General features: G+C 70.3%; 20 protein-coding genes and 1 pseudogene. 14 read left to right on the top strand and 7 right to left on the bottom strand.

The genetic code is table 11. The annotated features are described in order from the left end of the window. A partial coding sequence (locus DJ73_RS20860; protein WP_254921597.1) for a J domain-containing protein occupies positions 1-110 on the top strand: 110 nt, incomplete at its 5' end. A gap of 59 nt (positions 111-169) precedes the next feature. Here the strand turns inward: DJ73_RS20860 and DJ73_RS05680 are convergent. Continuing rightward, positions 170-838 (bottom strand): annotated as a pseudogene (locus DJ73_RS05680) (molybdenum cofactor guanylyltransferase); the annotation flags it as partial. 141 nt (positions 839-979) lie between these two features. On the opposite strand from DJ73_RS05680, the gene pdxS reads away from it, so the two are divergent. Next, complete coding sequence (gene pdxS / locus DJ73_RS05675) at positions 980-1,888, top strand: pyridoxal 5'-phosphate synthase lyase subunit PdxS (protein WP_094524162.1); 909 nt, start codon at positions 980-982, stop codon at positions 1,886-1,888. A gap of 135 nt (positions 1,889-2,023) precedes the next feature. After that, on the top strand, positions 2,024-2,590 hold the full coding sequence (locus DJ73_RS05670) for a hypothetical protein (protein WP_094524163.1): 567 nt from the start codon (positions 2,024-2,026) through the stop codon (positions 2,588-2,590). Between the two features lie 69 nt (positions 2,591-2,659). Here DJ73_RS05670 and DJ73_RS05665 read toward each other — a convergent pair whose 3' ends face one another. After that, positions 2,660-3,541: a homoserine kinase gene (locus tag DJ73_RS05665; RefSeq protein ID WP_094524164.1), complete on the bottom strand. Its 882-nt coding sequence runs from the start codon at positions 3,539-3,541 to the stop codon at positions 2,660-2,662. A 138-nt stretch (positions 3,542-3,679) separates the two neighbouring features. Beyond that, the gene (locus DJ73_RS05660; protein WP_094524165.1) at positions 3,680-3,931 is read right to left on the bottom strand and encodes a hypothetical protein; all 252 of its coding nucleotides are present in this window, start codon (positions 3,929-3,931) and stop codon (positions 3,680-3,682) included. Between the two features lie 137 nt (positions 3,932-4,068). Between DJ73_RS05660 and DJ73_RS05655 the strand changes: the two genes are divergently transcribed. The 6 genes from DJ73_RS05655 (at position 4,069) to DJ73_RS05630 (ending at position 13,315) form a co-directional block, all read left to right on the top strand. Next, complete coding sequence (locus tag DJ73_RS05655) at positions 4,069-5,343, top strand: TIGR00341 family protein (protein WP_094557490.1); 1,275 nt, start codon at positions 4,069-4,071, stop codon at positions 5,341-5,343. A 194-nt stretch (positions 5,344-5,537) separates the two neighbouring features. Next, the gene (locus DJ73_RS05650; protein ID WP_176451081.1) at positions 5,538-7,685 is read left to right on the top strand and encodes a formate/nitrite transporter family protein; all 2,148 of its coding nucleotides are present in this window, start codon (positions 5,538-5,540) and stop codon (positions 7,683-7,685) included. A 91-nt stretch (positions 7,686-7,776) separates the two neighbouring features. Further along, positions 7,777-8,544: an SIMPL domain-containing protein gene (locus DJ73_RS05645; RefSeq protein WP_094524167.1), complete on the top strand. Its 768-nt coding sequence runs from the start codon at positions 7,777-7,779 to the stop codon at positions 8,542-8,544. A 181-nt stretch (positions 8,545-8,725) separates the two neighbouring features. Next, positions 8,726-9,781, top strand: coding sequence for a TAXI family TRAP transporter solute-binding subunit (locus tag DJ73_RS05640; RefSeq protein ID WP_094557486.1), 1,056 nt, complete (start codon positions 8,726-8,728; stop codon positions 9,779-9,781). Positions 9,782-9,968: 187 nt separating this feature from the next. Next, a complete protein-coding gene (locus DJ73_RS05635) occupies positions 9,969-10,466 on the top strand; it encodes a DUF1850 domain-containing protein (RefSeq protein WP_094524169.1) in 498 nt (165 codons plus the stop codon). Next, positions 10,463-13,315: a TRAP transporter permease gene (locus tag DJ73_RS05630; RefSeq protein ID WP_094557485.1), complete on the top strand. Its 2,853-nt coding sequence runs from the start codon at positions 10,463-10,465 to the stop codon at positions 13,313-13,315. Before DJ73_RS05635 ends, DJ73_RS05630 begins: the two co-directional genes overlap by 4 nt. 82 nt (positions 13,316-13,397) lie before the next feature. On the opposite strand, the gene DJ73_RS05625 is transcribed toward DJ73_RS05630, so the two are convergent. After that, positions 13,398-14,597: a multicopper oxidase domain-containing protein gene (locus tag DJ73_RS05625; protein WP_094557484.1), complete on the bottom strand. Its 1,200-nt coding sequence runs from the start codon at positions 14,595-14,597 to the stop codon at positions 13,398-13,400. A 172-nt stretch (positions 14,598-14,769) separates the two neighbouring features. Next, entirely contained in the window at positions 14,770-17,187 is a 2,418-nt protein-coding gene (locus tag DJ73_RS05620; protein ID WP_094524172.1) for an amino acid permease, read from the bottom strand. 118 nt (positions 17,188-17,305) lie between these two features. Here DJ73_RS05620 and DJ73_RS05615 point away from each other — a divergent pair, with 118 nt between their 5' ends. Beyond that, positions 17,306-17,908: a YfcE family phosphodiesterase gene (locus DJ73_RS05615; protein ID WP_094527417.1), complete on the top strand. Its 603-nt coding sequence runs from the start codon at positions 17,306-17,308 to the stop codon at positions 17,906-17,908. A 111-nt stretch (positions 17,909-18,019) separates the two neighbouring features. After that, complete coding sequence (locus tag DJ73_RS05610) at positions 18,020-18,829, top strand: hypothetical protein (protein WP_094557483.1); 810 nt, start codon at positions 18,020-18,022, stop codon at positions 18,827-18,829. Positions 18,830-18,846: 17 nt separating this feature from the next. Here DJ73_RS05610 and DJ73_RS05605 read toward each other — a convergent pair whose 3' ends face one another. Beyond that, a complete protein-coding gene (locus DJ73_RS05605; RefSeq protein ID WP_094557482.1) occupies positions 18,847-20,427 on the bottom strand; it encodes a GAF domain-containing protein in 1,581 nt (526 codons plus the stop codon). An 11-nt stretch (positions 20,428-20,438) separates the two neighbouring features. After that, the gene (locus tag DJ73_RS05600) at positions 20,439-21,215 is read right to left on the bottom strand and encodes a DUF5806 family protein (protein WP_094524175.1); all 777 of its coding nucleotides are present in this window, start codon (positions 21,213-21,215) and stop codon (positions 20,439-20,441) included. Between the two features lie 121 nt (positions 21,216-21,336). On the opposite strand from DJ73_RS05600, the gene DJ73_RS05595 reads away from it, so the two are divergent. The 3 genes from DJ73_RS05595 to DJ73_RS05585 all read left to right on the top strand — a co-directional run bounded on the left by DJ73_RS05595 (position 21,337) and on the right by DJ73_RS05585 (position 22,992). Further along, positions 21,337-21,705, top strand: coding sequence for a universal stress protein (locus DJ73_RS05595; RefSeq protein ID WP_094524176.1), 369 nt, complete (start codon positions 21,337-21,339; stop codon positions 21,703-21,705). Continuing rightward, positions 21,702-22,274 (top strand): GNAT family N-acetyltransferase, encoded by a 573-nt coding sequence (locus tag DJ73_RS05590; protein WP_094524177.1) that lies wholly within the window; start codon positions 21,702-21,704, stop codon positions 22,272-22,274. The genes DJ73_RS05595 and DJ73_RS05590 overlap by 4 nt, the downstream gene beginning before the upstream one ends. 94 nt (positions 22,275-22,368) lie before the next feature. Next, positions 22,369-22,992, top strand: a complete 624-nt coding sequence (locus DJ73_RS05585; protein ID WP_094527412.1) for an adenylate kinase — start codon at positions 22,369-22,371, stop codon at positions 22,990-22,992. Positions 22,993-23,025 lie beyond the last annotated feature (33 nt).

Below are 23,025 nucleotides of genomic sequence, written 5' to 3'. Positions count from 1 at the left end.
TCCGGTCGACCTACCGCGAGCGGGCGAAGCGGCTCCACCCCGACGGGGAAGACGGCGACGAGGAGGCGTTCAAGAAGCTGAACGAGGCGTACGAGGTCCTGAAGAACTGAGCGGCGTCGGTGTTGCCGTCACTCTCCCGACCGTCGGTGTCGCCGTCGGCCGCCGTCTCGATCGCCTCCGCGACCGCGTCCGCCGCCGCCGACAGCTCCTCTCGCGTGTTAACGTTCGTGAACGTCCGTTCCGTCGTCCGCGAGCGGATCGCCTCGTCGCCGACGACGACGCGGTCCAGCTCGTCCAGCGCCGCCAGTACCTTCCGGTCGCCGCGGGCGAGCGCGCGGTCGCAGGCGTCGGCCATCGCGTCGGCATGGTAGACCGCCTGCGTCGTCTGAAGCCATCGGTCGTCGAGCCGCGGGACCGCCGCCTCGCGCCCCGCCGCGTCCTCGCGGAGAGACGCGAGGAACCCCGGGTCGACGAACGGCATGTCGCAGGCGACGACGGCGACGTACGCCGAGGGGGCGGCCCGGCAGGCGTTGCGGATCCCGGCCGTCGGCCCGAGGTCGGGCTCGTCGTCGAGCGCCCACGTCACCGGGAGCGCGACCCCCTCCACGGCGGCCGCGATCGCCTCGCGCTGGTCCGGCCGGCAGTTGATCACGAGGTCGTCGACGACGGGGTCGCCGCCCGCGGCGCGGGCCGCGCCCGGCGGGACCGGGTCCCCCCGCCCCGCGAGCCGGTCCGCCACCCGTCGGATCATGGGGGTTCCGGCGAGCGCGGCGACTGACTTGTCGCGGTCGCCGAAGCGGGTCGAGCGACCGCCGGCGACGATGGCTCCGGTCGTCATGGCCGGATCTGCGACGGCCGATGACTTCGGCGTTGCGGTGGCGACGAACGGCGGGGTTTCGGGGTCGAATCCCGGCCGCCGAGCGAATCGGTATCCCGGCGAAAGCGACCCGTTAAGTGCCCGGCGACCCACGGATCCAGTATGGCAGAGGCCACCGATCTGGAGGAGCTGAAGCGGGGGACCGAACTGGTCAAGCGCGGCTTCGCGCTGATGCAGAAGGGCGGCGTTATCATGGACGTCGTCAACCGCGAACAGGCCCGCATCGCGGAGGACGCCGGCGCGGTCGCCGTGATGGTGCTGGAGCACGTCCCGGCGGACATCCGTAAGCGCGGCGGCGTCGCCCGGATGCCCGACCCCGAGCGGGTCCCCGAGGTCATCGACGAGGTCTCGATCCCGGTGATGGGGAAGTCGCGCATCGGCCACCGGAAGGAGTCCGAGATCCTGGAGGCGCTCGGCGTCGACATGATCGACGAGTCGGAGGTGCTGACGCCCGCCGACGACGAGTACCACACCGACAAGCGCGACTTCGCGTCGCCGTTCGTCTGCGGGGCCCGCAACCTCCCCGAGGCGCTCCGTCGCATCCGCGAGGGCGCGGCGATGATCCGCACGAAGGGCGAGGCCGGCACCGGCGACGTCAACCAGGCCGTTCAACACCAGCGCACCATCAAAAACCAGATCCGGACGCTCACCGGCCTCAACTACGAGGAGCGCGAGAAGTGGGCCCGCGAGCACGGCGCTCCCCGAGACCTGGTCCACGAGACCGCAGAGGCCGGTCGGCTCCCGGTCGTCAACTTCGCCGCCGGCGGGATCGCGACCCCGGCCGACGCGGCGCTGATGATGTACCACGGCTGTGACGGCATCTTCGTCGGCTCCGGCATCTTCGGCGCGGAGGACCCCGCGGCGATGGGCACCGCCGTCGTCGAGGCCGTCAACAACTGGGACGACCCCGAGGAGCTCGCCCGGATCGCGAGCGGCACCGGCAAGGGCATGAAGGGCCAGTCCAACGAGGACATGCCCGAGGAGGAGAAGCTGCAGGGCCGCGGCGTTTAAGTAGCGAACTTCGATTTCGGTGCGGGTTCCGCGGACGACGGGAGCGCCGGATATGTGTGAATCGCCGTCACTGAAGCCAAAACGGACGTTTTAGCGACCGGAACTATTACTCACCGGAAGCGAAATAGCAAGCGTATGAACCGACGAGGCTGCCTCTCCGGAGTCGCGGGGTGTCTCGCGGCGACGCTCGCGGGGTGTACCCGGGGAGCCCCCGATGAGGACGGGGGAACCGCCGGCGACGGCGCCGAGACCCCCGGGACGGGCTGTGCGCAGGACCCGGCGACCGCCGGCGACGACGAGGAGCGGTTCCTCGCGGCGAACGAGACCCCCGAGAGCCCCGGTGCCCGAGAGCTCTTGGCCGCCGTCGAGGCGGAGACCGACGGGCTGACCCGGTTCACGGACGACGACGGCACCGAGCGGGTCGGGTTCGATGAAGGCGGAGACGTCTGGGAGCTCAGGTATCGCGGCGCCCCCCACGCCGGGGAGGACCGGTTTCGAGGAGAGATCTCGGCGTTGTCCGCGGCGTTCGCGTCGAACCCGCCGGACGGCGTGTCGCTGTGGGCCACCTCGCTCCACGAGTGCACGACCGGGACGTGGCACGTCTGCGCCGAGGCCGCGGCGGCGTTCGATCGCGGAGAGCTCGGCCGAGAAGCGTTCGTCGACAGGGTCTGGGACACCGCGGAGATCGAGAACAACTGTTGAGCGCGGCTCGTGGCCGACGAGCCGGCGGCTCGCCGTCGACGACCCGGCGTCCGGTCACCGCCGGATCGCCTACCCCTCCAACACCGTCGACCCTTTTCCGATCCGGGTCTGGTAGGCGCGGGCGTCTATCCCGGCGCCGGAGAAGGCGTCGAGCATCGCGGCGGCGACTCCTCGCCGGCGGTCCTCGCGGCAGACGGCGATGATCGCGGGCCCGGCGCCGCTGACGGTGACGCCCGTCGCCCCGGCGTCGAAGGCGGCGGCGCGCACCTCGTCGTAGCCCGTTATCAGGCGGGCGCGCTCCGGGGTGACGACCGGGTCGGACATGCCGGCGCCGACGAGGTCGGGGTCGGAGCGGCACATCCCGATCGCGAGCGTCGCCGCGTTGCCGACCGTCTCGACGAGGTCCTCCATCGGCGCGCTCTCGGGGACGACCCGACGCGCGTCCCGAGTGGAGACCGCAACGTCCGGGAGACAGACGACGAGGGGGACCGCGGCGTCGACCGCGTGGGTCGCCTCGCTCGTCGTCACCGTGAACCCGCCGAGGATCGAGGGGGCGACGTTGTCGGAGTGGGCGACGCCCGAGACGACCGCCTCCCCCTCCGCGGCGATCGGGACCAGCTCCGAGCGGGAGAGCCCCCGGTCGTACAGCCGGTTGAGCGCGACCGCGGCGCCGGCCGCGCTGGCGGCCGAGGAACCGAGCCCGGAGGCCGGGCGGACCCCCTTGTCGATGTGGATGCGCGCCGGCGCGTCGAGGGCCTCGACGACCGCGCCGACGGTGTTCTTCTCGGGGTCCTCCGGGATGTACTGCGCGCCGACCCCGGTGACCTCGATCGTCGTCTCCGCCGCCTTCTCGACGGTGACGACGTCCGCCGGCCGGGTGAGGGCCGCGCCGAACACGTCGAACCCGCTACCGAGGTTCGCGCTCGTGGCGGGTGCCCGTACCGTGACCATGGCGAGGAGTGTCGCCCGGGGTGCAAAAAGGAGCGGGATCGAACAACGACGGACGGGATCGGCGACCGCCTCCGACCGCGCCGCTGGGCGGGGAACGAGCGAGGAGAGCGGAGACGCCTGAAACGAGTCGCGCGCCGGTCAGCTGTCGGCCATCGTCCACAGCAGCGTGCCGATGAGGATCAGCGGGATACCGATCAGGATGTACGTCTTGGGCATCGTCGTGTACGGCGCGACGAGGAAGATCAGCCCGAAGCCGCCGAAGACGGAGGCGATCACGCGCTGGGACTTCAGCGGCGCGGCTCCGAGCAGCGAGACGATGAACCCGAGCAGTATGACGTGCCCGAGATGGTAATCGAGCAGGAACGTGTCGATAGCCAGCGGCGAGAGCATTCTTGTCCGAAGGTGCGAGGGATTCGCGCATTAAAGTTCCGTTTCTCGCGAGACCGGCGAGGGACGGGCCGACATCCCCCACCGCCCGTTATAAGGACCGGCGGCGTGACCCCCCCACCGTGCGACTCGTTCAGGTCATGATCCCGGCGGGGAAGCGCGCGGCCGTGGTCCGGGCGCTCGACGACGAGGGCGTGGACTACGTCGTCACCGACGAGACGAGCGGGCGCGAGTACACGGCGGTCGCGACGTTCCCGCTCCCGACCGCCGCGGTCGAGCCCGTCCTCGAACGCCTCCGCAAGGCGGGGATAGACGAGAGCACCTACACGGTCATCGTCGCAGCCGAGACGGTCATCTCCCGGCGGTTCGAGGCGCTCGAGGAGGAGTACGAGCGGGAATCCGAGCGCGGGGGCGACCGGATCTCCCGGGAGGAGCTACAGGCGAAGGCGGACGACCTCGCGTCCGGTGTCGGCACGTACGTGTTGATGACCGTCATCTCGGCGGTGATCGCGACAGCCGGCCTCCTGCTCGACTCGCCGGCGACGGTCGTGGGGTCGATGGTTATCGCTCCCCTGATCGGTCCCGCGATGTCGGCCGCGATCGGCACCGTCGTCGACGACGAGGACATGTTCAGGCGCGGCGTGCGGATGCAGGTGCTCGGGGTCGTCGTCGCGGTCGCGGCCGCGACGCTGTTCGCGTTCGTCCTGCGGACCTTCGCCTTAGTGCCGCCCGGGCTCAACCCGCTCGAACTCGCCGAGGTGTCGGAGCGGCTCGCCCCGAACGTCCTGGTGCTCGTCGTGGCGATCGGCGCCGGGATCGCCGGGATCGTCTCGCTGATGACGGGCGTCTCCGCGACGCTGGTCGGCGTGATGATCGCGGTGGCGCTCATCCCGCCGGCGGCCGCCGTCGGCATCGGGATCGCGTTTCGGATCCCCCGGCTCGTGGTCGGCGCGGGCGTGATCGTCGCGGTGAACGTCCTCTCGATCAACCTCTCCGCGCTGGTGATGCTGTGGTACGAGGGGTATCGGCCGCAGCGGTGGTTCCGCGAGGACGACGCGCGCGCCGCCTTCGTGAAGCGCGCCGCGATCCTCGTCGCCGCCATCGCGGTGCTGTCGGTGTTCCTCGGCGGCGTCACCTACGATTCGTACGTCGCCTCCACGACCGAGTCGGACATCCGAACCGCCGCGAGCGACGAGTTGGCCGCGATGGACACCGGGATGGAGCTGATCGAACTCGAGGTCGAGCGGGGCGGGAGCGTCCCGCCGCTCGACACCGAGCGCGTGGTGGTCACGGTCGGGGCGCCGCCGGGCGTCGGCGTCGGGGGGATCGCCGAGGCGCTCGACCGCCGGATCGAGGCGACGATCGGCGAGGACGTCCGGGTGGAGGTGCGGCTCGTGACGATCGAGCGCGCCTGACGCCGCGGCGCGCGGCGCGCGTTCCGGACGTTCGGGCGTGCCCGTCGCGCGTTCGTGCGGAAATGCGGGGATATCAGTGGCGAAACGTGACGTTCGACGGTTCTGACGGCCACTGGCGGAAGAGGAAGTACTTTTTAACAGCGCCGCAGACGGTAGGGACAGTGACCGATTCGAAACGGCCCGACGACGATTCGATGCGCGAGGTCGTCGAGCGCTCCCGCAGCGGCGCGCCGGCGGTCGGCGAGGCGGTCCGGGACCGCTTCTCGTCGGACGAGGTGTTCCAGCGGATCGTCGCGGCCGCGGACGAGGAGGTGACCTCCGGCGGGCGCGAGCTCTTCTTCAGCGGCGTCGCCGCGGGGCTGGCGATCACGATCACCTTCATGCTGTACGTCTCGCTGACCGCCGCCACCGACACCCACCCGATCTTGAGCGTCCTCCTGTACCCGCTCGGATTCATCTACATCATCATCGGGGGGTACCAGCTGTACACCGAGAACACGCTCCCGCCGGTGGCGCTGACCTTGGAACGGCTCGCCAGCCTGCCGACGCTGTTGCGCCACTGGGGGATCGTCCTCGCCGGGAACTTCACGGGGGGCGCGTTCGGCGCGCTCGTGCTCTCGTACGGCGGCGTCTTCTCCGACGAGGCCGTCGTCGACTCCGCCATCTACATCTCGACCGGCGGGCTCGACGTCGGCTTCTGGCCCCTCTTTTTCAAGGCCGCGATGGCGGGGCTGATCGTCGCCGGCGTCGTCTGGGTCGGGTTCGCCTCCACGAACTCCGTCACCCGCCTGCTCGTCGTCTACCTCGCGTTCCTCGCGATCCCGCTCGGGAATCTCTACCACGTCGTCGTCTCCTTCACCGAGGTGTTGTACCTGCTGTTCGCCCAGAACCTCGGGCTGTACACCGGCGGGATCTCCCTCGTCGGCAGCCTCGGCGGGTTCGTCGCGCCGGTGCTGCTGGGCAACACCGTCGGCGGGGTCGTGCTCGTCACCATCGTGAACTACTTCCAGACCAGCGAGGAGCGGCTCGAGGAGGCGCGCTTCGAGGGGATGTCCCGCAGGCTCACGGTGCCCGAGTGGGTGCTCGGCCGGGCCGCCGGCCGCTCGTACGTGCCGATCTTAGACGCCACGGAGGCGACGCTGTTCGCCAACGAGGGGTACCGGATCATGGTGCCGATCACGAACCCGCGCACCGACGAACCGATAGTCGAACTCGCGAGCCGACTCGCCAGCGACCACGAGGACGGGCTCGTCCACATCGTCCACGTCGTCCAGGCGCCGGAGCGGATGTCGCTGTCGGCCGGCGCGGGCCGGATCGCCGACGTCTCGGAGGAGGGAATGGCCGGGCTCCGCGACACCGCCGAGGGGTACGACGTCGACGTCTCGACGTCGACCGTCGTCTCCCATCGGTCGTTCGAGGAGGTGTTCAACATGGCCCGCCGGACCCGCCCGGAGGCCGTGCTGATGGGCTGGGGCGAGGACCAGCTGTGGAGCGCCGCCCGAGCGGAGCGCCCGATCGACGAGCTCACCAACCAGCTCCCCTGCGACTTCCTCATTCTGAGCGAGAGCGACCTCGACACCTCGCGGGTCCTCCTCCCCACCTCCGGGGGGCCGGACTCCGGGCTCGGCGCGGAGGTCGCGAGCGTGCTCTCGCGGACCGCCGGCGCCGAGGTGTCGCTGCTACACGTCGTCGACGGCCCGGAGGACCGCGCCGCTGGCGAGGGGTTCCTCACCAACTGGGCGGCGGAAAACGACCTCGCGAACGCGAACAAGATCGTCGACGACGGCGGCGACGTCGAGGGCGCCATCGCGCGCGAGGCAGAGAACACCACCCTCGTCATCATCGGCGCGACGGAGAAGGGGCTCCTCTCCAGGCTCGTCTCGGACTCGCTGCACCTGGACGTGATCCACGACGTCGACTGCTCGGTGCTGCTCGCCGAGCGCCCCAGCAGCCGCTCGATCCGCGATCGGCTGTTCGGATCGGGACGGCGGGTCACCGGGCCGCCCGACGGCGGCGTCGAGCGCGACGACGGCGCGTCGCGGGGCGCCGAGCTCTCCGGCCCGGACGATTCCGGCCCCGCACCGCTCGCGGCCGTCGGCTCTGACGACGGTGGAGACGCCGCCGACGAGGGGGCCACAGAGCAGCGCCCCGACGACGAGCCGAGCGAGTCGACGGTGATCACCGACCACGTCGGTCCGGACGACGAGGAGGCGGGCGGCGACGGGAGCGACGGGGCCCCGCCGGAGCCCTCGGTCGTCACCGACCACGACGACTCGGACGACGAGGAGGCGGACGGGGAGAAAGCGGACGGCCGCAGAGACGCGACGGACGACGCGGCGTGATCGATCGCGGCGCGGGGCGACGCGCCCGATAGCGCAAACGGCTCTTTGTCTCACCGGCGACTTATTGTTGGTTCCCGGCGACGGCTCGCACATGGACCGAAGACTGATGACCGCGGCCGGGCTCGTGCTGCTCGTCGCGCTGGCGGGCTGCGCGGGACTCCCCGGCTCGACGGGAGACGCGGGGACCGCCGCGAACGCGGCCCCGGGAGAGGAACCGGCGCTCGACAGGAGCATCGAAGTGACGGCGGACGGCGTGGCCACGGCCGAGCCGGACCGCGCCACGATCCGCGTGGCGGTGACCGCGACGGGCGACGACTCGGCGGCGGTCCGCGACGAGCTCTCCGCCGCGGACGAGTCGCTCCGGGCGGCGCTGACCGACTGGGGGCTCACCGAGGACGACATCCGGACCGAGCGCTACGACGTGCGCGAGTCCTACGAGACGCGGGACAATCCGGACCGGACGACGTATCAGGGCGTCCACAGCTACGCGCTGACGATCGACGACGTGGACGCGGTCGGGGAAGTCATCGACGTCGCGATCGACGGGGGCGCCGACGAGGTGGAGCGCATCGAGTTCGGGCTGAGCGAGGAGCGCGAGCGCGAGGTGCGCGCGCAGGCGATCGAGAACGCGATGGCGAACGCCGACGGCGACGCGGCCGTGCTCGCGAACTCCAGCGGGCTCGAGGTCACCGGCGCGTACCGCGTCTCGACCGCGGACGCCGGAGTGACGCCGTACCGGGTCGCCGAATCCGCGATGGCCGGGGGCGGCGACGGCGGCGACGCCGCGACCGGGGTCGAGACCGGCGACGTGAGCGTCCGCGTCAGCGTCAACGTCGTCTACGGCGCGGAGCAGGCCTAGACGACCGAGCCGGCGCACCGGTTCTCACGGCGCGCCCCGGATCCGCCGGGCGTCGAAACGGGAACGCGGCTTTTAGCGGCAGAAACGTCCGGTACGTGCCTGAATCGCCGTATTTAAACCGCGGATGCTCCACTGAGATTCGTCCGACAGATACATACGGAAGTGATCAGATCGTAAAACTATGCCGGACGATTACAACACAGAGAGCATCGATCGACGTAAAATTCTTAAAGGAGCCGCTGCCGCCGGTCTCGTCGGCATCGCGGGCTGTTCGGGAGACGGCGGCGACGGGTCCGACGGTGGCGACGGCTCTGACGGGTCCGACGGGAGCGACGGCTCTGACGGCTCTGACGGGTCCGACGGCGGCGACGGCGGCGACGGCGGAAGCCGCCTGAGCTGGCACGCGGGCGGGACCGGCGGGACCTACTTCCCGCTCTCGAACGAGGTCAAGACCATCGTCGAGGCGAACACCGACTTCTCGCTGAACGTCCAGTCGACGGGCGCGAGCGTCGAGAACGTCGGCAGCCTCGCCGACGGGTCGGCCGACTTCGCGCTGATCCAGAACGACATCGCCTCCTTCGCGAAGAACGGGACGGGCATCGACGCCTTCCAGGACAACGCGATCGAGAACCTCCGGGGCGTCGCGACGCTGTACCCGGAGACGATCACGCTCGTCACGCTGGCGGAGAACGACATCTCCTCCGTGGGGGACCTCAGCGGCGCGACGATCAACACCGGCGACCTCGGGTCGGGGACGCAGGTCAACGCGCTACAGATCCTCGAATCCGTCGGCATCACCGACTACAACGAGCAGAACGCCGGCTTCTCGCAGGCGTCCGAACAGCTCGCCAACGGCGACATCGACGCCGCCTTCGTCGTCGGCGGCTGGCCGGTCGGCGCGATCGAGGACCTCGCGAACACGAACGACATCGAGATCGTCCCGATCAGCGGCGACAACCGCGAGGCCGTCAAGGAGGACGCCTCCTGGTTCGCGAACGACACCATCCCCGGCGGCACCTACACCGGCGTCGAGGAGGACGTCGAGACCGTCGCCGTGCAGGCGATGATCGCCACGAACGCCGGAGTGCCGGCCGACACGGTCGAGACGGTCACCGCGGCCATCTTCGACAACCTCGGCGAGCTTACGATCAAGACCGACTTCATCACCGTCGACAGCGCGCAGGACGGGATGTCCATCGAGCTGCACGAGGGAGCCGCGGCCTACTTCGACGCGTAGGCGCTCCGACGACGGCCCCGACGCGGGCCGTCCGCTCGGAGGGAGCCGCGGGCGAGTCGTATCGGTTCCACTGCGGGACGCGCCCCGGTCGATCGCGGGGGACCGCGCCGCCGACGGCCGGTCGTGCCCTGTTTGAAACTGCTTCACGAGCTGTCCGAACTCGACACCACCGGAATCACTCGAAGACATGGGCCGCCTTTCTCAGCCGAACGTCGGTGCCGCGATCCTCGCGATCGGCGTGCTCGCGATCGCCGTCGCCGCGGCGACCGCTCCGGTCGGGGCCGTCCTCGTCGTCGAGGACATCGAGACGGGCGAGCGGTACGTCACGGCGGAGGTGAGCGACGGGAGCACGGTCGCCCTCGAGTACACCCACAGCGTCGAGAAGTCCCGGGTGTACGACGAGTACCGCGTCGACGGGGAGACGCTCGTGAACACCCGGATGGAGTTCGAGTCCTACGGGTGGGGGCTGCCCGCGCGCGTCAACGTCACGAACGTGAACGGGACGCTCGTCTACGAGCCCGACGAGCCGATCACGGTGCTCGACGAGCTCTCCGTCTCGCCGGGGCGGATCGCCGACCACACGCTGATCGTCGATGACCGGCGATACGACCTCGTCGCGGTGACGGACGGCAACGACGTGAGATTACACATCGAACGACGGTCGCCTCTCGAGATGATCCAATGACCACGACCCATCGAACGGACGGCGGTATCGACGACCCGAACGACGGCGGCCCCGAGGGCAACGGGCCAGGGGGCGACGACCCGGGCACTGGCGCCCCGCCTGACGACGGGACGGACGAGGAGATCTCCCGCGAGGAGGCGGACGAGCTGATCCAGGAGATCGAGCGCCGCCGATCGCTGCGAGGGGCCGCCGCGGTGGCGGTCGCGGCGATCGGGATCGCGTTTTCGGTATTTCAGCTGTTCCTCGCCGCGCGGAGCTTCACCTTCACGGTCTGGCTTCCGACCGTCGAGTTCGCGGGGATCTCGCTCGCCCCCTGGCAGGTCTCGCTCCAGCTCCTGCAGGCGAACGCGATCCACGTCGCCTTCGCGCTCGTGCTCACCTTCCTGCTGTTCCCGGTGAGCACCGGTGACGGGTTCGTCGCGCAGGCGTTCGGTCGGATCGCGCCGGCGGCGTCCCGGCGCCTCGGTGAGGAGAATCCCGTCACGCGGCTGCTCGAACGGGGTCGGGCGGGGGTGCGCTGGGCGTTCCTCGACCCCGACCGCGACCGGGTGGCTCCGGTCGACCTGGTGTTCATCGTCGCGGCGTTCCTGTCGGCGTTCTACTTCCTGACGGAGTTCGCCGAGATCCAGAACATGCGCGTCTTCGGGGTCGACTCGGGACGACCGATCACCGAGGTGTACGCGTTCCTCCAACCGCTGCTCGGCGGCGTCCCCTTCGTGAGCGAATACTCTTACGCGATGATCCTAGGCGTGACCGGCGTCCTGCTGGTGTTGGAGGCCACCCGCCGGACGCTCGGCCTCCCGCTGATGATCATCGTCGCCACGTTCATCGTCTACGCCCGCTGGGGGTACCTCATCAGCACGGGCACGCCCTTCCTCGGGCTGCTCGCGATCCCGGAACTCACCTGGCCGGACATCGTTCAGAACCTCTGGTACAACACCGAGAACGGTGTGTTCGGCATTCCGGTGACGGTGTCGGTGAGCTTCATTTACATCTTCATCCTGTTCGGGTCGTTCCTCGAGATGAGCGGGGCGGGCCAGTGGTTCATCGACCTGGCGTACGCGCTCACCGGGGGTCGCAAAGGCGGCCCGGCCAAGGCGAGCATCCTCGCCAGCGGGTTCATGGGAACGATCTCGGGGTCGTCGATCGCCAACACGGTCACGACCGGCGCGTTCACGATCCCGCTGATGAAGCGGTCGGGCTACTCGCCCGAGTTCTCCGGCGCCGTCGAGGCGTCCGCGTCCTCCGGCGGGCAGATCCTCCCGCCCGTGATGGGTGCGGCCGCCTTCCTGATGGTCCAGTACACGGCGACGCCGTTCGCCGACATCATCATCATCGCGACGATCCCGGCGATCGTCTTCTTCTTCGGCGTCTGGGTGATGGTTCACCTCAAGGCGGTCCAGGCGGGGATCGGCGGCGTGGCCGGCGAGGACACCGTGGACCTCTGGAGCCACCTCAAACGCGGTTGGTTCTACCTGGTCCCGATCGCGCTCCTCCTCTACTACCTCATCATCGAGCGGCTCTCGGTCTCCCGGTCGGCGTGGTTCACGCTCGTGGCGCTCGTCGGGCTGATCGCGCTCGTCTCGGCGTACAGCGAGGAGACGCGGCTCCGCCTCCTCGCCGTCTTCGCGGCGATCGTCGGCCTCGAACTGGCGAGCTACGCGGTGGCCGGCGTGAACGTCGTCGGCCTCGTCACCGGATCCGGCGGTGCTGGGCTCCCGCCCGCCGAGGCGGTCAGCGCCTTGTTCAGGGGGATCGAGTGGTACGCGATGCTCGCGGGGGTGCTCACGCTGCTGTCCAAGCCCGACCTCGACGCGTCGCTGCTCGATCTGAACCCCTCGGTCCGGGACGCCGCCGAGACGGTCGGCGACCGGACCGGCCGGGACCTGGAGGACAGCCAGCCGTTCAAGCTCGGCACCTTCGTGGTCACGTCGATGGAGCAGGGCGCGCGCACCGCGGTCCCGGTCGTGGTCGCGGTCGCGGCCGCGGGGATCATCCCCGGCGTCATCAGCGTCTCCGGGCTCGGTCCGAACCTGACCTCGCTGCTGTTGGCGCTCTCGGGCGGATCTATCGTGGTCATGCTGCTCGTGACGGCCGTCTCGAGCATCATCCTCGGGATGGGGATGCCCACGACGGTCACGTACATCATCCTCATCTCCATGCTCGCGACGCCGCTCGTGGAGTTCGGCATCCCGCTTTTGGCCGCCCACCTGTTCATCCTCTACTTCGGCGTGATCGCCGACATCACGCCGCCGGTGGCCGTGGCGGCGTACGCGGCCAGCGGGGTCGCCAAGTCCGACCCGTTCGAGACCGGCGTGAAGGCGTTCTCGCTGTCGCTGAACAAGGCTATCGTGCCCTTCGCGTTCGTGCTCGCGCCGGGGATCGTCCTCCTGCGTGAGAAGGCGAACGCCGCCGACCTGCCGCTCCGCGAGCGGTACCGCGTGATCGGGTTCGAAGACCTCGCCGAACTGACCTACTCGGTGCCGGAGATCCTCGTCCCCGTCGTCGGAGTGTTCCTCGGCGTGATCGCGCTCGGCGCGACCGTCATCGGGACGCTGTACACGCGCGTCGGCCGGGGCGCCCGCGCCGCGTTCGCGCTCAGTTCGCTGCTGCTGATGGCGCCGGGACTGCTCTCCGAGTCCGTGTTCGACACGCTCGGGCTCGTCGGCGTGAGCGTCTCCGTCGACGCGCTCCTCCTCGACTTGACGCTCCGTGCCATCGGGTTCGCCCTGTTCGCGGCGCTGACCGTCCGTAACCGTCGGGAGGCTGAGAGCGAAGGCAGCGGGGGAGACGAAGCCGGTGCCGAGTCGGAGTCGCCCGAGATCGCCTCCGGCGTCGACTCGGCCTGACCGGGCGGCCGCCAGAGAATTCCACGGGGGCCGTCGTCAGGCCTCGTAGCTGGACGCCGTCAGGCCTCGTAGCTGGACGCCGTCAGGCCTCGTAGCCGGCCATCTCCATCACGGACGCGAACTGCTCGGTGTCCGTGACGCTCTCGTACACTATCCCGCCGATCATGCCGCCGGGGTAGGTGTCGCCGTTCATCGCGTGGTTCACCTTGTGGCAGTGGAGCGCGTACACGCCGGGGTCGGCGCCGGCGGTGAACTCGATCGTCTTCCGCTCCGCGGGCGCGATGGGGATCACGTCCTCGCGGTGCCGGGCGGCCTCGGGGATGACGCCGCCGTCCTTCTCGACGACGGTGAACCCGTGGTTGTGGGTGTGCATCGCGTGCGACTCGTAGCCGGCGTTGACGTAGTGGATCCGCACCCGGTCCCCCTCCTCGACGATCAGCGGCGACCCCTGCTCGGGGTGGAACGTGTACGGCGCGGAGCGACCGTTCACGGTGAACGCGTCGGGGTTGCGGTCGCGATGACTGAACGAGACGTCGCCGCCGGCCATCGAGGCGGAGAGGCGCGTGTCCCAGTCTTTGATCGTCATGAACGCCTCCTTGTCGGGCGCCTCGTACCCCTCGGGGTCGACGCGGAGGATGCCGTACATCCCCATGTCGAGGTGGTTCTGCGTCTGGTAGTGACAGTGGTACAGGTGCGTTCCGGGTTGGTTCGCGGTGATCTCGTAGGTGTGCTCCTCGCCCGGGGCGACCTGCTGGCCGGTCGTCGTCGGGACCCCGTCGTCCATCCAGTTCTTCGAGAGCCCGTGGACGTGGAACGTGTGCGGCCGGTTGTGCTCGGTGTTGTCGTAGGTGATCTCCATCTCGGTCCCCTCGGTCACCCGGAGCAGCGGGCCGGGAACGCTGGGGTCCGTGTCCGGCGTCTGCCACGCCCAGACCTCGGGCAGTTCCCACGGGCCGCCCTTCGTCTCGTCGCCGAGCAACCGGTGACGACACGGCGTCGTGGACACCGTGATCGCGCCGTCCCGCTCGTCGAGGTCGATGGTCGTCCGCGGCGTCGTGTACGGGTGGTCCGTCTCCACGGCGGTGGCGTCGCTCCCGGACCACTCCGCGACCTGTTCGGCCGCCGCCTCGCCGCCGCCGGCCGCGTTCTCCGCCGCCGCGGTGCTCTCGGCCCGCGGGGCGCCACAGCCCGCGAGCCCGACCGTTCCGAGCGCCGCGGCCGCCGAGAGGAACCCGCGTCTGGAAGCCGTGCGTCGACCGCTGTCGTCCCATTCTCTCGTCATGGCCGAACATGAGCGGAGCGTTAACTTAAGGGTAAAACCGGATCCACAGGGTGTGAGAACGCGGTCCGCGGCCGGTTTATTTATATAGTCTGGAAACCGGGGAGGGTTTCTTCGGGGTTCATCCCCGGACCGCACGAGCCGGACCGCACGAGCCGGGCGTCGCCGACTCGGACTACTCCTCCGTCTCGGGTTCGCCGGTCTGCGTCGGACTGCGCTGAATCCCCCTGAGGTACCGGTACACCGGGTACACGTACTCCTCGATCGGCCCCTGGACTCCGCGCGGGCTCGAGTACACTAACACCGGCACGCCGCTCCCCTGAGCGAGTTTGATCACGTTGTCGGGGGTGCTCCCGAAGACGCGGCGCCGGAGGCGACGCGTCCGGGTGGCCCCGATGAGCAGGATACCGCCGTTCTCGCTCGCTTGGTCCACCAGCCCGTCGGCGATCGTCTGGGCGGTGATGTTGTGGATCCGGACCGACGAGGCGTGCGGAAGCCCGGAGACGGTCGCCTCAGCGTTCTCCGGTCGGCCCTCGCCGCCCTCCGGCGTGATGTTGATGACGTGGATCTCCGCGTCCTGCTCGCCCATCCGGTCGATGAGCGAGAGCAGGTCCATGTGGTGCGGGCCGCCGCCGGCCCCGATGTTGACCACGTCGAGGGACTCCGGCTCCAGCACGCCGCTCGCGAACAACACCCCGCACGGGGACTTGTACTCCACGTGTTCGGCGACCTCGGTGTGCTCCTCGGGGTACCCCATCAACACGAGGTCCGACTCCTCGTCCCGCGCCGTTTGGACGATGTCGAACCCGACGTCCCGGCAAGTGTGTCCCTCGACCGCGTAGGGCACGTCGAGGTCCTCGGCCGCCAGCAGGTCCTGGATGCGCCGCACCCGACCGCGGGTGATCTCCTCGACCGCCTCGTACGGCGTCTGCTCGGGGATCTGCGTGACCGTCATCACGTCGACGAACGTCTCTCCCGGCTGGTACTCGCCGATCGCCGCCGCCAATCGGACGTACCGGACGGTCCGTTCCGGCCGCGCGACCGGGACGAGGATGCGGAACGAGTCCTCGCTCGGCACCTCGGGGGCGCCCGCAGACACGTCAGTGGGTTCTTCGGCGCCGACCTCTGCCTCGGGCGCTCCCTCGGTCTCCGCTCGGCCCCCGGGCTCGGTCGACGGGACGACCTCTTCGTACAGCTCGTCCATGTCCGGCTCGCCGCCCCAGATCAGGTACGCCGCGAGCATCCCGAGGACGAGCAGGACGCCGACGATGACGCCCTTGACCGGGAGGTTAGTGATGAGCGCGACGTTCGCGAGAATCCCGACGATCGGGATCAGCGGAACGCCCGGGACACGGAATCCGCGGTCGAGGTCCGGGTGCCGGCGTCGAGAGTAGATGAGCGCGATGTTGACCACGGAGAGCGGCAGCAGCAGGTTCAGCGTCGCGAATCCGGTGAGCGTCGTCAGCCCCAAGTCGGTGAGCGTGAGCGGCCCGAGCGCCGGCAACGACACCGTGAGATCGAACGGGACCGCGCCGCCTTCCGCCGGGAACAGCCCGATGAAGACGACGATGAGCGCGACGATCACTCCCGTCGCGGTGGTCACGCTCCAGAACGGGGTGCCGTACTGCCGGTGGATGCGCGAGAACGGCCGCGGCGCCTGGCCCTGCCGACCCATCAGCGACCCGATTCCGCTGGCCGCGAGGATGCTCGCGTTCGAGGCGCTCACCATGCTGAAGATGGCGCCGGCGACGATGAGCGAGCGACCCGCGGGGCCGAGGAAGCCGGCGGCGACGCGGCCCATCGCGGTCTCGCCCTCCTCGGCGATGACCTCGGCCGGGACCGGCGAGTTCACCATCGAGACGATGACGAGCGCGTAGAGGACCGTCACCGTGACGATGCTCGCGCCGATCGCGAGCGGGACCGTGCGGCGGGGCTCGATGATCTCCCCGGCGCTCGCGGCGATCGCGGAGAACCCGAAGAAGGTGATGAACGCCAGCGCGGCGATCGTGACGATCCCGACCGGGTCGGTCGTGAACCCGGCCGAGAAGTTGCCGACGGCGACGGCCGGGCCTCGGAACGCGAAGGCGCCGCCGACGAACGCGAGGAGGACGGCCACCTTCGCGCCCGTCACGAACAGCTGGAAGGTCCCGCTCTCCTCGGTCCCCCGGGCGTTGAGCGCGCCGAGCAGCAGGGCCGCGAGCACGCCGGAAGTCCCGTGAGGGAGGACGTGGAGCGACTCCGGGAGAATGAATCGAACGACCCACTCGTCCATCGTCGCGAGGTAGAAGGCGGTCGTGCCGGTGTAGCCCAAGAACAGCATCGCGCCGACGACGTAGATCAGCGTGTCGTGTTCGAAGGTCCGCGAGGAGAACAGGTAGCCGCCGCCGTTCTCGGAGTAGATCGACGCGAACTCGGAGTACGACGCCGCGGTCAGGCCGGCGACCACCGCCGCGAGGACGAAGGCGATCACTGCGCTACTCCCGATCTCGGCGACGGCCGTGCCCGACAGCGAGAAGATCCCCGCCGCGATCATCGTCCCGAGCCCGATCGCGTAGGCGATTTTGAAGTCGAGCGTCCGGGTGTGCTCTACCATTGCACTCCGATCCGGAATGAGCGTACCAAAAACTATTGATCCCTCATACGCCCCCGGGAGCGATTGTCGAATCCGAACGCCCATCGGATTTATTCGGCTCCGCCGCGACCGCGAAGCCATGCGCGTCGGCATCGTCTCCGACACCCACGACGACCTCGCCGCCGTCGAGGCGGCCGTAGCGCTGTTCGACCGCGAGGGCGTCGACGCCGTCGTCCACTGCGGCGACTTCGTCGCGCCCTTCTCCGTGACCCCGTTCGACGTCGGCGGCGACGACCCCGACGCGGGCTTCGACTTCCACGCCGTCCGCGGCAACAACGACGGGGAGTGGGCGGTGCAGACGACCGTCGAGGCGTTCGGCACCTACCACGGCGAGGCCGGAACGCTCTCGTTCGGGGACGGGAGCACCGAGAGCGCCGGCGACGGGGACGGCGAACGCGCCGGCGACGAGGGCGCCGTCGAGGTCGCGGTCACTCACGGGACGAGCGGCGTCGTCGTCGACGCCCTCGTCGACTGCGGCGACTACGACTACGTGTTCCACGGCCACACCCACGCGCACGGCGTCGAGGAGCGCGGCGGGACGGTCCGGGTGAACCCCGGCGGCCTGCCCATCCCGGTCGACGGCGCGGACGACGAGTTCCGCGTCGCGACCCTCGACGTCGGGGCGGACGCCGACGGGGCGACCGGCGTCGACGCGGTGACGCACCACGCGCTCGATTTATAAATAGCGCACCGCGGCACGACGGGACGCGACCCGAACGCGACGCCCCGAGCGACGCACAAACGCGCGTTTGTGTCATCGGGGGCCTTTTGAGGTGTCAGAGGAAGAAGGTGTATGGACAGACGCGCGTTCCTCGTCGGAGCGGGCGGGGCGGCGAGCGCGCTCGCCGGGTGCACCGACCTCGTCACGCTCGGCGACGGGCGGGTCGCCGAGCGCGACCTCCCGGAGCGGCCCGCGGACCCGACGCCCGAGTCGGTCGCGGCGTACGTCGCCGAGTACGAAGAGGTCCACGCACACAACCGCCACGCGAGGGACGGGGCGAGCGAGGTGACCGTCGACGCCGTGGCGACGTTCGACCACGCCGCCGGCGACGAGCACTTCGCGACCGCTCAGCACGCCGGTACGGCCTACTACGAGGACGACGGCGCCCGGTCCGTGGGGGAGCTGTACGGTCGACCGGTGCCGTACCTCGTCGCCCCGGACAGGACGCTCCGGATGCCGGTCGAGCGGCGGCGGGTCGGAACCGGCGCGTCCGGTCGTCCGCCGGACGAGACCGCGTCCCCGCCGCTCGGCGTCCGGCTCTGCAACGTCACCGACGACCCGCGCGAGTTCGTCGTGACGGTCGTCCGGCGGAGCGCTGCGGACGGTGGAGGCGGCGTCGGCGGCGATATCACCGACGAGAGCGACGGCCCGGTCCTCTCGACGACGGTCGAGCTCGATCCGGAGAGCGCGGTCGAGCTCCTGGAGGTCACCGACGTCCGCGGCGGCTACCGCATCACCGCCAGCATGGAGGACGACGGCGTCACCGGACAGGGCCGGATCGAGGTCGGGCTGCCGAGCGCCGACCGCGGCCCCAACGTCGACGTCATCGTCGGCGAGAGCGGCGTCTCCGCGTGGCACCTCCCGTCGGTCGAGGGGATCTGAGCGGTCAGTCGTCGCGGTCAGTCGCCGGCGTCGCCGTCGGCGCCGCCGTCCGCCGGGAGGTCGGCGGCGTCCGCCGCCTCGACCCCCCGGAATTCGAAGCGCGCGCCCCCGCCCGTCGCGTCGACGAAGTCGACCGACCAGCCGTGCGCGTCGGCGACCTCCGCGACGATCTTCAGCCCGAATCCGGTCCCGTCCTCGTCGGTCGACACGCCCGCGTCGAACGCCTCGTCGCGCACCGCATCGGGGATACCGGGCCCATCGTCGGCGACGTAGAAGCCGGGCTCGCCGGCGGCGTCGAGCGCGCCCACCTCGACGCGGACCCCCGCGCCGCCGTGAGCGACCGCGTTGGCGAACAGGTTCTCGACGGTCTGCCGGAGCCGGCTCCGGTCGGCCCGGAGCGGGAGGTCGTCGGCGAGGACCAACTCGGCGTCGGCCGTGTCGACGTTCGCCCAAGACTCCTCGGCCAGCGCCGACAGCGACACCGCCTCGGTCTCGTCGATCGCGGTGCCCTGTTTGGCGAGCGTCAGCATGTCATCGACGAGCGCGCCCATCCGGTCGAGCGATCGGGCGACCGTCTCGAGCTCCAGCGGGACCGCTCGCTCACCCTCCAGTCGAGTACGGATCAGTTCGAGGTTGCCGGCCGCGACGTTGAGGGGGTTGCGGAGGTCGTGTGAGACGAGGCTGGCGAACTCCTCGAGCCGATCGCGCTCGCGGGCGACCTCCGCCTCGCGGGCCCGGAGCTGTCGCTCCCGCTCGATCCGGACGAACACCATCGTCACCGTCGCGGCCCAGATCCGCGCGATCGCGAGGTCGGAATCGTCGAACGCGTCGGACTCGGTGGCGCCGACGTTGATGACCCCGTAGCGCCCGAGCGGGAGCACGAGCTCGCTCCGGATGGGCGAGTCGGGGTTGTACCGGTCCGGGTCCGTCCGGATGTCGGCGACGTACTCCGGCTTCCCGGAGTCGAACACCTGCCAGGAGATGCTCCGCCCGTCGGCCGAGAAGACGGGGTGCTCGCCGACGACCTCGTCGGCCGCGTCGGTCCACACGTGCGGCTCCAGCGCGTCCCGGCTCTCGTCGTACAGCCAGATCCCCGCGATCGGGTGGCCGAGCACCTCCTCGACGTACTCGACGGCCGCCTCCGCGGCGACCTCCCGGTCGGTCGTCTTCAGGAGGTCCTGCGTCGCCTCGTGGAGCGACTCCAGCGTCCGCGTTCGGCGCCGGAGCTCCGCCTGTCGCGCCCGCTCCTCGCGCACGTCGACGACCGTGACGACCAGGTACGCCTCGCCCGCCCTCTCGAACGGACCGAGGCTGATCGTGACGGGGATCTCGGTGCCGTCCCGCCGCCGCGCCGTCAGGTCGAGGCTCGCGGCCATGGACCGCGGCTCCGGGTCGGCGACGTGGCCGTACAGCTCGGCGCCGGCCGAGCCGCCGCCGGCGTCGTAGAGCAACCGCTCGACGTCGGTGCCCTCCAGCTCCGCCGGCCCGTAGCCGAGCACGGGCTCGACGCGGGGGTTGCCGGCGCGGACGACGCCGTCGGTGTCGACGATCAGCACCGGGTCGGGAAGGCCGCCGAGCGCCTCCGGGAATCGCTCCATCCGTTTCACTTCTACTCTTCGGCCGGCTCGTGGACGTGCCCGCACTCGGGACATCGGACCTCCTCGCCGCGGAGGCCGGCCGAGGAGGCGCGCACCTCGCGCATCACCTCGCTGATCTTGTCTTCGGCCTCCAGCTCGTCGGCGACGGCGAGGTCGACCCCCTCGACCTCCAGGAGGAACTTCGCGACCTCCGTCACCTCGTACATCATCTCGTCTAAGTCCTCGGCGGTGAAGAAGCCGGACATCGCGCCGTAGAGGAACGTCGCGCCCGCCTTCGTCACCTTCTCCTCGAAGGAGTAGCGCGCCTGGTTGACCGCCTGCGGCGTGTACGTGTCGGTCATGAACGGGACGAGCTCCGGGAGGTTCTCGCCGATCTTCGTCATCTCGACGCCCGTCTCGGTTCGGAAGTCGGCGCAGAGCCGAGCGATCGCCCACTCCCGGGCCGTGACGTACGTCCGGTCGCGGAGGAAGTCGTTGACCCGCTCGTAGCGGGCGCCGTCCATCTTCTTGAACCGCTCGTACTTGCGGACCTCCGGCGGGACGTCGGGCGTCTCGTCGTCCGCGGTATCGCCGTCGGAGGCGCCGTCATCGAAGGCGTCGCCGTCGGAAGCGTCGCCTTCACTGGGCGTCACGTCGCCCGTCCCGTCGGTCGAGGGGCCGGCGGCGTCGCTCGGAGCGGCGGCCTCGTCGAGGGGCCCCGGAGCCCCCTCGTCGTCGGTCGACGGCTCGCGGGCGGGGTCCGACCCGGCGTCGGCGTCGTCCGACGCGGGACCGGGCTGGTCGTTCATGTCCGTATCAACCTGACCCCCGGACAAAAGGGTTGTCGCTGGAAGCGGCGGCCGCGCTCCCGCGACGCCGGACCGCCCCCACGGAGATCCATTTTTGTACCGTCGTGTGGACGTGGGTCGTATGAAGGTGCTCTGCGGGATCGGCGGCAGCGACGACTCGTTCCGCGCGCTCGACCGGACCGTCGAGCGCGCGGCGGTCGCGAACGACGACCTCACGGTGGCGGTGGTCGACAACGATGACTCGGCGGTCGCCCAGGCGGAGGTGATGGAGCGCGCTCGGGAGGCGATCGACGACGCCGGGATCGACGCCGACGTGAGACGGGTCGAGGGCGATCCCGGGAGCCGACTGGTCGAGATCGCCGAGCGGGAGGAGTTCGAGGCGATCGTCCTCGGCGGCGGGCACACGAGCCCGATGGGGAAGATCACGCTCGGACCGATAGCCGAGTTCGTACTGTTGAACGCCAAGACATCGGTCACGCTGGTCAGATGAGCGATCGACGCTACCCGGAGACGGTGGCCGACGGCTTCCCCGCCCCTCCCACGGAGTTCACCGACCGGGAGGACCGGACCGTCGAGATCCGACCGTACGAAGACACCGAGGACGCCTACGAGTCGCTCGTCGCGATGTACGACGCCTTCGACCCATCCGACCGCGCACAGGGAATCCCCCCCGGCGGGGAGAAGCGCATCCGAGAGTGGCTGGACGCGATCCTCGGCGACGACTGCTACAACGTGCTCGCGTGGTGCGGCGACGAGGTCGCCGGCCACGCGACGCTGGTGCCCGACGGCGACGCCTACGAGCTGGCGATCTTCGTCCATCAGGAGTACCAGCGCGCCGGGATCGGCACCCACCTCATCCGCGGACTGCTCGGCTACGGGCAGGCCGAGGGGGTCCGGAAGGTGTGGCTCACCGTCGAGCGGTGGAACCGCGCCGCCGTCTCGCTGTACAAGAAGATCGGGTTCGAGACCTCCAACGCCGAGAGCTTCGAGCTGGAGATGGGGCTCCGGCTGAACGAGGACGATGGCGACGAGGACGAGGGCGACGGGGACGGGGCGTAGCCGCGCCGGCGCGTCCGCCGAGCGTCTCGCCGTCCCGGTCCCATCGCTCGCCGGGATCTTCAAGCCTTTACGTGCGGCGAGCGAGCGCTCGGGTATGAGCCATCGGATCCTTCTGTTGGGGGCACCCGGCGCCGGAAAGGGGACGCAGAGCGCGAAGCTCGCCGAGGAGTACGGCGTCGAGCACGTCACGACCGGCGACGCGCTCCGCGCGAACAAGGACATGGAGACGGAGTACGGGACGCCGCGCTCGTTCATGGAGGCGGGCGAACTCGTTCCCGATCCGGTCGTCAACGAGATCGTCCGGGCCGCGCTCGACGAGGCCGACGGGTTCGTCCTCGACGGCTACCCGCGAAACCTCGACCAAGCCGAGTACCTCTCGGAGATCACCGACCTCGACGCCGTGATCTACCTCGCCGTCGACGAGGAGGTGCTCGTCGACCGGCTCACCGGCCGCCGGGTGTGCGACGACTGCGGCGCGAACTACCACGTCGACTTCCAGCCGCCCGAGGAGGCGGGCGTCTGCGACGAGTGCGGCGGCGAGCTGGTCCAGCGCGAGGACGACACGGAGGAGACGGCCCGCGAGCGGCTCCAGGTGTTCTACGACAACACCGAGCCCGTGGTCGACCACTTCCGCGACGAGGGCGTCCTCGTCGAGGTCGACGGGGAGGCGGCGCCGGACGAGGTCTTCGACCGGATCCGCGACGTCGTCGAGGCGTAAGAGCGCGCGTTCGGCGGGGCGACCCGCGCCTCG

This window comes from Halorubrum sp. Ea1, from assembly GCF_002252965.1.
Taxonomy (GTDB): domain Archaea; phylum Halobacteriota; class Halobacteria; order Halobacteriales; family Haloferacaceae; genus Halorubrum.
Note: the sequence above shows the minus strand (reverse complement) of the source record. Positions and strands in the feature narration are given on the sequence as shown.

What these genes read in the sequence shown, in the direction of transcription:
- pdxS (WP_094524162.1), top strand. Translation starts at nt 980, where the DNA reads ATGGCAGAGGCCACCGATCTGGAGGAGCTGAAGCGGGGGACCGAACTG.
- DJ73_RS05670 (WP_094524163.1), top strand. Translation starts at nt 2,024, where the DNA reads ATGAACCGACGAGGCTGCCTCTCCGGAGTCGCGGGGTGTCTCGCGGCG.
- DJ73_RS05665 (WP_094524164.1), bottom strand. Translation starts at nt 3,541, where the DNA reads ATGGTCACGGTACGGGCACCCGCCACGAGCGCGAACCTCGGTAGCGGG.
- DJ73_RS05660 (WP_094524165.1), bottom strand. Translation starts at nt 3,931, where the DNA reads ATGCTCTCGCCGCTGGCTATCGACACGTTCCTGCTCGATTACCATCTC.
- DJ73_RS05655 (WP_094557490.1), top strand. Translation starts at nt 4,069, where the DNA reads ATGATCCCGGCGGGGAAGCGCGCGGCCGTGGTCCGGGCGCTCGACGAC.
- DJ73_RS05650 (WP_176451081.1), top strand. Translation starts at nt 5,538, where the DNA reads ATGCGCGAGGTCGTCGAGCGCTCCCGCAGCGGCGCGCCGGCGGTCGGC.
- DJ73_RS05645 (WP_094524167.1), top strand. Translation starts at nt 7,777, where the DNA reads ATGGACCGAAGACTGATGACCGCGGCCGGGCTCGTGCTGCTCGTCGCG.
- DJ73_RS05640 (WP_094557486.1), top strand. Translation starts at nt 8,726, where the DNA reads ATGCCGGACGATTACAACACAGAGAGCATCGATCGACGTAAAATTCTT.
- DJ73_RS05635 (WP_094524169.1), top strand. Translation starts at nt 9,969, where the DNA reads ATGGGCCGCCTTTCTCAGCCGAACGTCGGTGCCGCGATCCTCGCGATC.
- DJ73_RS05630 (WP_094557485.1), top strand. Translation starts at nt 10,463, where the DNA reads ATGACCACGACCCATCGAACGGACGGCGGTATCGACGACCCGAACGAC.
- DJ73_RS05625 (WP_094557484.1), bottom strand. Translation starts at nt 14,597, where the DNA reads ATGACGAGAGAATGGGACGACAGCGGTCGACGCACGGCTTCCAGACGC.
- DJ73_RS05620 (WP_094524172.1), bottom strand. Translation starts at nt 17,187, where the DNA reads ATGGTAGAGCACACCCGGACGCTCGACTTCAAAATCGCCTACGCGATC.
- DJ73_RS05615 (WP_094527417.1), top strand. Translation starts at nt 17,306, where the DNA reads ATGCGCGTCGGCATCGTCTCCGACACCCACGACGACCTCGCCGCCGTC.
- DJ73_RS05610 (WP_094557483.1), top strand. Translation starts at nt 18,020, where the DNA reads ATGGACAGACGCGCGTTCCTCGTCGGAGCGGGCGGGGCGGCGAGCGCG.
- DJ73_RS05605 (WP_094557482.1), bottom strand. Translation starts at nt 20,427, where the DNA reads ATGGAGCGATTCCCGGAGGCGCTCGGCGGCCTTCCCGACCCGGTGCTG.
- DJ73_RS05600 (WP_094524175.1), bottom strand. Translation starts at nt 21,215, where the DNA reads ATGAACGACCAGCCCGGTCCCGCGTCGGACGACGCCGACGCCGGGTCG.
- DJ73_RS05595 (WP_094524176.1), top strand. Translation starts at nt 21,337, where the DNA reads ATGAAGGTGCTCTGCGGGATCGGCGGCAGCGACGACTCGTTCCGCGCG.
- DJ73_RS05590 (WP_094524177.1), top strand. Translation starts at nt 21,702, where the DNA reads ATGAGCGATCGACGCTACCCGGAGACGGTGGCCGACGGCTTCCCCGCC.
- DJ73_RS05585 (WP_094527412.1), top strand. Translation starts at nt 22,369, where the DNA reads ATGAGCCATCGGATCCTTCTGTTGGGGGCACCCGGCGCCGGAAAGGGG.